This is a genomic window from Desulfamplus magnetovallimortis, from assembly GCF_900170035.1.
GTDB classification, from domain to species: domain Bacteria; phylum Desulfobacterota; class Desulfobacteria; order Desulfobacterales; family Desulfobacteraceae; genus Desulfamplus; species Desulfamplus magnetovallimortis.
On record NZ_LT828540.1, the window covers coordinates 818,497 to 829,346 of the forward strand.

Annotated in this window: 8 protein-coding genes; 3 read left to right on the forward strand and 5 right to left on the reverse strand. The window is 40.0% G+C overall.

Features of this window, described 5'->3' with window-relative positions:
• Positions 1-27 precede the first annotated feature (27 nt).
• From MTBBW1_RS03205 to mcrC, 3 genes are all read left to right on the forward strand, one after another.
• Positions 28-477, forward strand: coding sequence for a DUF1499 domain-containing protein (locus MTBBW1_RS03205; RefSeq protein ID WP_080799046.1), 450 nt, complete (start codon positions 28-30; stop codon positions 475-477).
• A 338-nt stretch (positions 478-815) separates the two neighbouring features.
• Positions 816-3,023: an McrB family protein gene (locus MTBBW1_RS03210; RefSeq protein WP_080799048.1), complete on the forward strand. Its 2,208-nt coding sequence runs from the start codon at positions 816-818 to the stop codon at positions 3,021-3,023.
• 5 nt (positions 3,024-3,028) lie between these two features.
• The gene (gene mcrC, locus MTBBW1_RS03215) at positions 3,029-4,129 is read left to right on the forward strand and encodes a 5-methylcytosine-specific restriction endonuclease system specificity protein McrC (protein ID WP_080799051.1); all 1,101 of its coding nucleotides are present in this window, start codon (positions 3,029-3,031) and stop codon (positions 4,127-4,129) included.
• 114 nt (positions 4,130-4,243) lie between these two features.
• Here the strand turns inward: mcrC and MTBBW1_RS27675 are convergent, their stop codons facing one another.
• From MTBBW1_RS27675 to MTBBW1_RS03235, 5 genes are all read right to left on the reverse strand, one after another.
• Positions 4,244-4,423 carry a hypothetical protein gene (locus tag MTBBW1_RS27675; protein WP_139786646.1) on the reverse strand — a complete coding sequence of 60 codons (180 nt, stop codon included), beginning with the start codon at positions 4,421-4,423 and terminating at the stop codon, positions 4,244-4,246.
• A 319-nt stretch (positions 4,424-4,742) separates the two neighbouring features.
• Positions 4,743-7,163 (reverse strand): PocR ligand-binding domain-containing protein, encoded by a 2,421-nt coding sequence (locus MTBBW1_RS03220; RefSeq protein WP_080799053.1) that lies wholly within the window; start codon positions 7,161-7,163, stop codon positions 4,743-4,745.
• A 270-nt stretch (positions 7,164-7,433) separates the two neighbouring features.
• Positions 7,434-8,591 (reverse strand): GIY-YIG nuclease family protein, encoded by a 1,158-nt coding sequence (locus MTBBW1_RS03225; RefSeq protein ID WP_080799056.1) that lies wholly within the window; start codon positions 8,589-8,591, stop codon positions 7,434-7,436.
• Positions 8,592-8,668: 77 nt separating this feature from the next.
• Positions 8,669-9,931: a response regulator gene (locus tag MTBBW1_RS03230; RefSeq protein ID WP_080799060.1), complete on the reverse strand. Its 1,263-nt coding sequence runs from the start codon at positions 9,929-9,931 to the stop codon at positions 8,669-8,671.
• 106 nt (positions 9,932-10,037) lie between these two features.
• Complete coding sequence (locus MTBBW1_RS03235) at positions 10,038-10,670, reverse strand: acyloxyacyl hydrolase (protein ID WP_080799063.1); 633 nt, start codon at positions 10,668-10,670, stop codon at positions 10,038-10,040.
• Positions 10,671-10,850 lie beyond the last annotated feature (180 nt).

Here is a 10,850-nt window from a genome sequence, read left to right on the forward strand (position 1 = left end):
GAGATTTTTCAATAAAGGAGATACAATATGAAAAAAACACTTCCCGCAAGTATGTTTTTAAGTGTAATTTTAATGCTTGGATGCGGCGGAACAGCCCCCTCTTCCAGTGTCAAAACAGGAGAGCTGGCCCCTTGCCCTGGAAAACCCAACTGTGTATCCAGTCTGGCGGAAGATAAAAAACATTTTATTGAACCGTTTTCATATACAAGCGGAAAGAAAGAGGCAATGGAAGAGCTAAAAGCCATTATCTCCAAACAAAAGAGGATGACGATTGTCAGTGAAACAGAAAATTATCTCCATGTGGAATCCAGAACAAAATTTTTCAAATTTGTGGATGATGTGGAATTTTACTTTCCTGATGATGAGCAGATTATTCATATAAGATCTGCATCACGATTAGGTTATTCGGATCTTGGAGTAAACAGAAAACGTATGGAAGGAATAAGAGAGCTTTTCATAAAAAAAACAAAGCATTAATGACATGTTTAATCTATCGTTCCATTTTAATGATAAATTGCTTCGGCTTTTAATCTCCTCAAAGCCGACACTTATGATCTTTTGAGCCTTGTCAACATTGTCTGAATCAGGATGTCCAAGATTAACAAGATAAGGCAGGATTATTTATCCTGAGCATCCTTTTCATCCTGGTTATCCTGATTCAGACAAATTCAATAACTGCTCAAAAAGCAATAAGGTGTCGATTTTGAGAATCTCACCAGTAAAAAGGAAAAACACTTTTGAGACGATGTTAAGGACGTCTTAAAAACCAATCAACACCTGAAGACAAGAATGAGTTCATACGCTTTGGAGAAAAGATGACAGATACAAATCATAAAAAACCGGAAACAAAGGTCTGCTGGTTTGTCGGAGCTAACTTCGGAGGAACAGAGGATCAAACATCTCGTTTCATCAATGAAGGTATTTGGGAAACTTTAAATCCTGGAGAAAAAGATGTTGCTTTTGTAAAATCGATGCAACCAGGTGACCCTATCGCAATAAAATCGGCCTATGTTAGGAAACATAATCTGCCGTTTAACAATCGTGGAAATTCAGTATCAGTTATGGCAATCAAGGCAATTGGTACGGTGAAAGAGAATCCTGGAAATGGTTTCAGTGTTCTTGTGGATTGGAGTGTAGCTGAACCTATTAGGGAGTGGTATTTTTATACATATAGATCAACCATATGGAGGGTTTTACCCGGAGATTGGGCTGCTGACGGGTTGATTGAATTTACTTTTGAAGGTAAAGAGCAAGACATAGACAGGTTCCGAAACGCATCATACTGGAAGGAACGCTTTGGGGATAATGCAGTAGATAAGCGGCGTTTCAAATGGACAGGCTTTTATGAGACATTTGCAGACAAACTATTATCTTACAGAAATAATCGCTCAAAGTTAATAGCTAAGCTTCATGAATTATCAGCATCTACTGCAAAAGGCTTTAACATTTTGAATGATGAACTTGAAAAAGGTATCAAATCTCCTCTTGAAGATATTTGTCCATTTACAGTCATTGGTCTTTTTAACCGGGGTATCACAGATGAAAATCGCATTAACATAGCGTCAGAATTAAAAAAATTTCTTGAAATTGATGAATCAGTTCCAAATTCATTTGAAGGTATTCCACTACTGAACAATCAAAATACCTGGTTGTTCAGTTATGCATATAAACGTCAAGATGATGATATTGAGACTCTTTGGGAAATATTTTCAAAGGCTATTGAATTTGCAGATTCTAACGATGAGGAATCCCGATCTGAATTCATTAAAGCATATAATGACGCAATAGGCAGGAACATGGTCGGATGGAAGTTGTCCATGGGGCTATACTGGGTTCGTCCATGGACTTTTACAACTCTCGATAACCAGTCACGGGAATACATCGAAAAAAAACTCAACATCCAGATCGGCATGAACGGCCCCAAGGGTCGCTGTAATGCTGAGGATTATCTTACGGTTCTGGATATCCTTGAGGCTCGCTTTAAAGAGGACGGGTATCCGGTACACTCATTTCCAGAACTTTCCCTTGCCGCCTGGCATTTTAAGGATAATCAATCTTTCCAAGAAACAGATACAAATAATTCAGAATTGGAGAATGATGACGCTGATATCATAGAAAACATTATTGCTCCCATTGAGCCATATTCATTAGATAACATCCTTACGGATGGATGTTTTGTCGAAAGAGATAAACTTAAAACAATTCTCGAACGGCTTAGGACAAAAAAGAATCTTATCCTCCAAGGCCCGCCAGGTACTGGAAAGACATGGCTGGCAAAAAGGCTGGCATTTGCCTTGATGGGAGAACGCGATGACAGCAAACTCCGAGCTGTGCAGTTCCATCCAAATCTTTCATACGAAGATTTCATCCGAGGTTGGCGCCCCATGGGAGACGGAAAGCTCACTATGGTGGATGGCCCTTTCCTGGAAATTATGAAGTCAGCTTCCAAAGAAGCTACATCTAAATATGTTGTTGTAATTGAAGAGATCAATCGCGGGAACCCGGCCCAAATTTTCGGAGAGATGCTGACACTTCTTGAAGTGGATAAACGGACGCCCAATGAGGCATTGGAACTTTCCTACAAAAGATCGGACGGAGAACGTCTATTTATTCCGGACAATTTATACGTTATAGGAACTATGAACGTTGCCGACCGTTCTTTGGCGTTAGTGGATTTTGCACTTCGGCGACGTTTTGCATTCATAGATCTGGAACCCTCACTTGGAAAACTCTGGCGGGATTGGGTCCAATCACAATGCGGAATTGATCCTACAATTCTCATTGAAATTGAAAAACGGATTCTTACCCTGAACAATGAAATATCAGATGACACAAGCCTGGGACCTCAATTTCGGATAGGTCACAGTTATGTAACACCTCCATTTGGAATTCCAATCAATGATGCCAGAGAATGGTTTCGTCAGGTAGTTGAGACAGAAATCGCTCCATTGCTGGATGAATACTGGTTCGACGGACTCGATAAGGCAAAAAAAGCAAAAGAGCGCCTTCTTGAAGGGTTTTAATACCCATGACGGAAATGATATCAAACATCAATGAAAAAATTGGTCTAATCGGACGCATTCCAGTGCGTAATCTATGGCTTCTTATGCTATACGCATCCCATCTATTCCGGGACATGGAAAAAGATAACATAGCTGTGGAGGAAAACCCGGATGATATTCCTGATCTTGTGGCAGAAATATTATGTCGTCAGGTTGAACGTCGAATCCAAAGAAATTTGAGTTATGGTTACCAAACAGAAAAAGCTGTTCTTAGTCGCGTTCGGGGGCGTATAGACTTACTAAATACCGAAAGAAACCGCCTGCTTGACCGAGGAAAAATAGCGTGCAGTTTTGATCAACTTACAGTTAATACTATCCGTAATCGTTTTGTCAGGGCAGCTCTTGAAAACATATCAAATAGTGTTAAACGTACTCCACTGGCTCGCAAATGCCGATCGCTGGCAGGCAGTCTAAGAAATATGGGAGTAACCGGAGAATGCCCGGGAAGATCCCAAATTTCTGTTGAGCGCTTTGGAAGAAATGATACTGAGGACAAACCAATGGTTGAAGCTGCGCATCTGGCGTTTAACCTTGCCTTGCCAACGGAAGCGTCAGGAACAAAAAAACTCACTTCACCGGATAGAGAAATTCACTGGATCAGGAAGCTCTATGAGAAAGGGATTGCAGGCTTCTACAATGTTTTACTCTCTGAGCAAGGATGGAGTGTAGTTGCAGGTAAAACGGTGGGTTGGCTTATTGAATGTAAGAGTCCGGGTATCGACAAAATTCTTCCGACTATGAAAACCGATATTATTTTGGATCATCATAGTTCAGGACGCAGAATTGTCATTGATACTAAATTCAACAGCATAGTGACACACGGCTGGTATCGTGAAGAAACACTGCGAAGCGGATATATATATCAGATTTACACTTATTTAAGATCCCAGGAAAATAATGGGGACCCCCTTTCAGCAAGCGCAACAGGATTGCTGTTACATCCCTCAGTGGGTAATATGGTGAATGAGAGCATAGTCATCCAAAACCATGAAATTCGATTCGCCACCGTCGATCTTGGTGCAACTGCAAAAGAAATACGCAAACAACTTTTACATGTTATTAAGTGATACATCCAATGAAAACAGAATGTGCCCAAGGCTGACTAATTGGCCAACTTTCCGGTGATGCGCTTGATAGCCTTGTCGAATTTTAGTTTCCAGCAAAAATCCGGCAAAGATATACTAACGCTGTACGGGAACTTGCAGATCGTGGCACATGGAACACCATTGTCGGACATCCCATTGATGATTCATAAATGGCGCTTCTTGCCAGGATGTTGGTGAAAACAGGCTTTTATGACCCGTAAAAAGCCAGGAAGGGATATCAATATTGATTGCGTTCCAGTCATTTGACTGTGGCATGACCATATCCGCAGGATTACACAGACTCTCCAATCCGGACAGTCAGGCCAACGGTAGAATGATGCCAATCCGCTCGATATTTTGGAAAGCAGGTTTATGTTGTATCAGGATGCCCAAGATAAGCAGGATAATTTATCCTGAACATCATGTTAATCCTGGTTATCCTTATTCAGACAAATGCAATAACTTCTGAAAATTCAATAAGATGTGGATTTTGAGAAAGCATCAATTGCAAACGCCATCTCATCACAAAAGGACTTTACTCTTTTCAGGCAACGCCCCTCGAAAAATGACGTATGCCCCAAAGTCTTGAATTTTTTTATTGTAAAGCCAATGCTTCACGCAACCTGACACTAAGCTCCTGCCTTGAGAACGGTTTTTGAATGAAGTAAACCCCCTCATCCAGAATGCCGTGATGGGCTATGACGTTGGCAGTGTAGCCGGACATGAAAAGACACTTGAGATCCGGATGGATGGCTAAAATATTCTCAGCCAGATCCCGTCCGTTCATTTCAGGCATAACCACGTCGGTTAAAAGCAGATGTATCATGCCCCCATATTCCCTGGCATAGCCAAGGGCTTCGCCAATGGAATTAGCTGCCAGAACCTTATAACCAAGCTTTTTGAGCATCATGGTCGTCATTTTAAGAATCGTTGGATCATCGTCAACCACCAGAACTGTCTCTTGACCGTGTTCTGGAAGAAGTTCCTTTACCTTCTCATGCAGGGATTCCCTACTGGCTTTGTGCCGAGACAGATATATTTTGAAGGTTGTCCCATTTCCCGGCTCGCTGTAAACATTGACAAACCCATTGTTCTGCTTGACTGCCCCGTAAACCGTGGCCAGACCCAACCCAGTCCCTTTTCCTGCTCCCTTGGTTGTGAAAAATGGCTCAAATATGTTGCCAAGTGTCTCTGCATCCATGCCACACCCGTTATCGCTGACTGCCAGAGCCACATATTCACCAGTGAGAAATCCAGGGTGATTGATGCAGTAGTCGTCGTCAAATCGGGTGTTTGCAGTTTCTATGGTGATTTTTCCCACATCGGATATTGCGTCACGGGCATTGACGCAAAGGTTGGCAAGAATTTGATCAATCTGGCTGGGATCCATTTTCACCGGCCACACATCCTCTCCAGGTATCCACACCAGATCTATATCCTCCCCGATGAGCCGCTTTAACATATTGATCATTCCAGCTACGGTTGTGTTTATGTCTATTACCTTGGGGGATATGGTTTGTTTGCGGGCAAAAGCCAGTAGTTGCCGGGTAAGATCTGCGGATTGCTCACCAGCCTTTTTGATCTCATTTAATGATTCGTAAAGTGGCTGGGCCGGGTCAATATCTTCCATGGCCATCTCTGCGTAGCCTGTGATTACACTGAGCTTGTTGTTGAAATCGTGTGCCACACCTCCTGCCAGACGACCCACGGCTTCCATCTTCTGGGCCTGTCGAAATTTTTCATCAAGCTCCATCCACTCTTTTTCTGCCACCTTGATTTCAGTGATGTCCCGAAATTCAACAACCCTGACCTTTTTCCCCCTGTAGGGAATATTTCTGGCCTCAAGCCGCAGTGGATAAACCTCTCCGTTTTTGCGAACACCTTCTGCCTCATAGGCCTTTTCGTATCCGGACTCAATGTTCCTGATAACCTTGTCACGGGTATCGTCGGAGATGAGATTCAAACCGTTCATGCCGATAAGTTCATCATATTCAAAACCTGTGATCTCGGACAATCCTCTGTTGCACTCAAGGATGATACCTTTATCATGAATGGCAATACCGCCAAAAGATGCATTGTGAAGCGACCTGAACCGCTCTTCACTTTCCTTAAGTGCCAAATCAGCCTTTTGGGCTTCGGTAATGTCACGCAGGAAACAAACCAATTGTCCACCGTCTTCCTGACGAAACTGGATACTCACTTCAACATCAAAGAGAGTTCCATCTTTACGCCGGTGCCTGGATTCAAAGCGATCACTTCCTTTTAATATGATCTTTTGTACCCGTTCAGCTATCTGTTCCTTTGTTTTATTAATATCAAGATCCGAGATGTGCATGGTCATAAGCTCATCTGCACTGTAACCACTCATCCCGCAGTAGGTCTCATTGACTTCTAACAACATGCCTTTGATATCTGTTAACCAATAGCCATCCATTGCAGATTTTAGTATGGATATGTGACGCTTTTCATTGAGTTCTAATCTTTTCCGGTTTTCAATATCCTTTAGCTCTTTTAAGCCGTTTTCGGATATAACTGAAATCAAATTCTTAAAAAAATGCAAGCTGGCATTCAATTGTTTTTGTGTCCAGACCGGCACTTTTTTAACTGCCTTCAGGTAAGCTTCTTCGTCAAAATCATACTTTCCAGCCTGTACACGAAAAAATTCCAAATCAGGCTCTTGTAGAAAAAACTGACCGGTCAGGAAATTTCCATAATGTACACCATCAATGATAATAGGGATGGCATTCACAAAAAGACCAAGGGGACAACTGTAAGTAACTGTCTGCTTTTCTTCACAAAGATGATCTTTAATGGATTGATTGCTCCTTATGCAAAGCCTTTCAGTATCCTTGTTTTTTCTGTGAAACCTGGTGCAGATCTCCTGCCATGCAGTTGCTGTGAGAATGTTCCCATCATTATCTAAAATTGAGGATGAAAAGGAACAGATTTCATTCAAGCTATCCTGAAGTTCCTGAAAAAATTTAATATCAATAAGATCCTGAAGTTTATATTTCATGGTTCTGCTCCGAAAGGAATTTTATCATTTAGATTGGGCATCGTTCATTTATCGGTTTACACTTTTTGAGGCTTATTCTTTTGTCTGAATCACGGATTAAACGGATTAAAAGATTACACTGATTGAAAAAATCTGTGTAATCAGCGTAATCTGTGGCAATCCGTGATTCATACAATTAAAGAAAAGTGTAAACTACTTTTAAGCTGATATGAAGGATGCCTTAGATTGCAACAAAAAAAATAATAATGGCCTATTTCCCGGGATATTTTGTTATACCCATTTACCGTCCTGGTATTTCATTCCATATTGTTTTTTTATCTGATAATATTTTTTTTCTGATAACGAACGTATGTCAGAGTCGGAATGATGTGCAAAAAAATTTCCGTGCAAGTCAGTATATAAAGCGTTGATGCCATGCTTTTTGCTCTCATGTAAATAACAGTCAAGATGCATTGTGCTGTAAGAGGTTGAGAATACAGTATCTGGAGGGGATAATTTTTTAGCTTTTGCCTTAAAGTCTTTCCCATTATTTGGTGTTTCAGTATATTCCTCATTATTCTGGTTATCAGCATCTTTTCCACTATTTTGAGTTTCTGTAATTTTTCCACTATTTTGAGTTTCTGTAATTTTTCTACTATTTTGAGTCCCTACAACTTTTCTACTATTTTGAGTTTCAGCAGATTCCCCATTATTTTGAGTTTTAGTTACTTCTCCATCATTTTGAATTTCAATTACTTCTCCATCATTCCGGGCATTGGTACCTTCTCCATCATTCCGGGCATTGGTACCTTCTCCGTCATTTTGAAACGCCGAACTACCAGTGAGCATATTATCATCCTGATCGGGATTAAGTCTGGCAGAAGGTGTTGATCTTTCTGCCCCTGATAACTTGTTATCGTTTTCATTATTTTTGTGACTTTTAAACAGGAGAATCAGCATAAATATACTAAGTGCAACAACGGCCGATATAATGAACAATACAACCATTGCGAAAAATGTATTTTCGATATACTTTTCCAGAGACATATGAATACTTAAAAAAATGGCGATGGCGACCCCCAGTAAAATTCTGATATAGTCCATGAAAGTCAATGAGTTGCGCTTAGTTCTCGCGAGCTTTTCTTCTCTTATTTTATGCAGTTTGCGGTTTTCAAGTATTTTGTTGACTTCCTGGATTTCTGCAATGGCCTTTTCGGTGGAAGCTCTAAACCAGCTACTTCCTTCTTTCACTTTTTCCAGACGATTCTGAAGAATCTTTTCAAACTCCTGAGGATTTTCCACAACAATCTTGTATTCTATAACGTATGGATATGGGGATTCCATATGACTCATTTCTGCCGGTCTGAAGGCAGGATCTCTCATGCTGTAACTGACATTAACTATGTCAGGCATAGCCTTATTTGTCATTATGTAAATCCATCCCGGCATAGCTTTATAATACCCCTTTTATCCATTTGAGCAATTCATACAGTCAAAATCGAAAAAAATACCTGTTATCGGCTGAACTAACTTACACTGCCCATAATTTCCGATTGCTCTTTTATACTTTTTTCAGCCTCGTCATAAATTTCATCCAGAAAATCCGGAGAGAGTTCCAGTAATTTTACCGATTTCAGTTCAGATAACTCCAGGTTTTTCTTGTTAAAAAGGTTGTAACCCAGCTTGTCAGCCATTGCATCGGCAACATTAACAATTAATACTTCAACATCAATCTCTTCATTAAAATCTGTCCACTCATGAAATTTCACCACATCAACAAAATCCTGGCTGAATTGCCATTTCTCCATTAATTTGGCACCGAAACCTGTGTGTACTTCAAACACTTTGTCAATCAGTTCATCAAGTTTAACATCAAGTTCAACTGAGTATTTATCAGCAATGTGCTTGCATAGCAGAGTTGCACCAACATCATGAATAAGACCTTTTACAAAAACCTTGTCGCCAAGTTCTGGATATTTTTTTCCGGCAATTTCCCTTGCACAGTGAGCGCAGGCAAGGGAATGCATCCATGCCCTGTTCATCATTTTATTTATGGCAGGATCCTGGGACCTGTAGAGTTTTTTATTGGCGATGGAAACCACAATACTCTGGATCTGATCCCTTCCCAGACGGGCAATAGCGCCTTGTATATTAACAACCTTTTCAATGCCCTTGTAATAAGGAGAATTGGCAAGGGCAATCAGTTTTATTGAAATGGAAGTGTCTTTTTCAATTACCTTTGCAATATCGGCATTTTCAGCAGTTTCGTTATCCATAATCTCCTGAAGCTCCTGGACAATATATGGAATGGAGGGTAATTCAATTTTTCCCTTGTTAAACTCTTCTATTGCAGCGGATATAACTTCAGAGATTGTTTTTTCGGCTGCTGTTTCAGCTTCAGCTACCATTGTGTAACCAAATTTCTCAAGTTTATTAGTGAGAATTTTATAAGATGCAGGCTTGACAACATAATCGCTACAACCTGACTTGTGGCATTCCAAAATTGTTTTTTTGTCAGCATAACCCGTTAACATAATGATAACTGTATCCGGCTTTCCCGAGTCTCTGTTATCCTTTTCAATGGTTCTGACTTTTTTCAATACATCTATGCCACTCAAGCCCGGCATCACTATGTCCAAAAAAATCAATTCAGGAAAATTTGCCTCAAACAATTCAATGCCTTCACTCCCATTATTTGCTTCAAGAACTTCATGTCCGTTCATTTCAAATATTGTTCTGAGCAGACGTCTGTTGCTTTCTTCATCTTCAATTATGAGAATTTTTGCCATTGCTTTAAATACCCATTAATGTAACTTTAATATTTAGGTGCTTATCTGCGCAAGTTTTGCCGATCTATGATAATGTAAAACGGCAAATGAAGCATACCAAACAGTCCTAAAAGTATTTTCCCACCATGAACAACAGAGCATTTATCCCTCTGTTATCCTTGTGTAAATTGGCGTTTGACAGATGCCACAGCTTCAGTTCTGCAAAAAAAGGACGTTTGCCTGGGATTCGATATTCAGCCCCGATGCCCGCTCTTGGATTAAAATTAAAATGCAGCCCCTGTCCTTCTATTTGATGTTCTGTATATATGATTCCCACACCTGCTTCCACATAAGGAAAAACATTATATTTTAAAAAGAAATCACCAATATAATAAAAAAAATTATTACTTAAAAAAGTATGTTTTTCAAATTTTTTGAGATACAGCAAAGCTTCAAAACCGGAAGAGAGGATTAAACCACTTGAATCCATATTATCATCAACGTTTGTTCCAATGGTAAAATCAATTTTGAACTTCAAGTTGTCAGGTGCGGCATGCCCCCATATGCGTTCATAATCAAAAAGCATAAATCCATTTACAGATACAAAATCATCTGCACGATCTGGGTCATATGCCATGCCATATTGAAATCCAATGGCTGTTTGAGAATCTGAGATTAAAATCCTGGGAGAAGCCTCTGATACTGCATCAGGGATATTCCTATTTTCATCCGAATATCCATAAGTCACTGACACGATCATTAATAATAATACCCACAGAACTCTGTGTGCAGAATAAAAGATACAATATTTTAATTCTTCCACTTTAATCCTTTTTATATGAAAGTCTCAATAACAGCCTGTTTTTAAAACGACTTTCATCCCTTCGATTGTAGCGGTCATCAGCCATGTACGTTATTTAAAATTTAATAAAAAGGCATC